General features: G+C 38.5%; 2 protein-coding genes. One reads left to right on the top strand and one right to left on the bottom strand.

The window, feature by feature from the left end; genetic code table 11:
* On the top strand, window positions 1-603 hold a 603-nt coding region (locus CBG25_RS20280; protein WP_290603686.1), incomplete at its 5' end, for an integrase core domain-containing protein.
* 88 nt (window positions 604-691) lie between these two features.
* Here the strand turns inward: CBG25_RS20280 and CBG25_RS20275 are convergent.
* The coding region (locus CBG25_RS20275) for a transposase family protein (RefSeq protein ID WP_290603775.1) at window positions 692-972 on the bottom strand (281 nt) is incomplete at its 5' end.

Here is a 972-nt window from a genome sequence, read left to right as displayed (position 1 = left end):
AAGAAAGCACAGGATGATGAAGCCAGTGGTGAGATTGAAACAGCACATCCGGGTTACCTGGGGTCGCAGGACACTTTTTATGTTGGTCATTTAAAAGGTGTTGGTCGTATCTACCAACAAACTTATATTGATACTTACTGCAAAGTCGTTCATTGTAAACTTTACACAACGAAAAGTTCGATAACTGCTGCGGATTTATTAAATGACAAGGTTCTGCCTTTTTATGCCCAACATGGATTACCGATATTACGTATACTGACGGACAGAGGTAGTGAATATTGTGGTAAAGTTGAGCATCACGATTATCAACTTTATCTGGCTATCAACGATATTGATCACACAAAAACTAAGGCACGCTCGCCTCAAACTAATGGAATTTGTGAACGTTTTCATAAAACCGTATTACAAGAGTTCTACCAGGTAGTTTTTCGTAAGAAAATCTACGGTAATTTAGAGGAATTACAAACTGATTTAGATAAATGGTTAGAGGAATACAATAACCAGCGTACTCATCAAGGAAAAATGTGTTGCGGTCGAACACCCATAGCAACTTTACACGATGGAAAACAAATTTGGAGAGAAAAAGATTTAAATCAAATTTAGCCTGACAGATACTGTATAAATAACCGGTAACTGTCAGATCAAGTCTGAGCTACTACAAATAAGGGTGTTTCGGTGATTGAAGTAAATTTTACGCTGTTCTGAGATGGAAATTCCAAAGACCTGCGCTAAGGAGTAAGAAGGTATCATCAATAAAGGGTCTACGATTCCGTAAAATTTGGGTCATGCAACCGAGGCGCTTGATACCCGCGATGGCGTGTTCAACTGTAATACGGATGCCCGAGATTATTTTATTTTCTTGTTTTTGTTCAGGCGATAAAGGTCTTTTTCGAGTTCCTTTTTTTGGGATTTGTGTATTAGGATGCTGTTTATCTATACCTTGAAAACCGGTATCTGCCCAGATGGTTACCT

This window comes from Arsenophonus sp. ENCA, assembly GCF_002287155.1.
In the GTDB taxonomy this organism is placed as follows: domain Bacteria; phylum Pseudomonadota; class Gammaproteobacteria; order Enterobacterales; family Enterobacteriaceae; genus Arsenophonus; species Arsenophonus nilaparvatae.
This window is presented reverse-complemented; position numbering and strand designations above follow the sequence as displayed.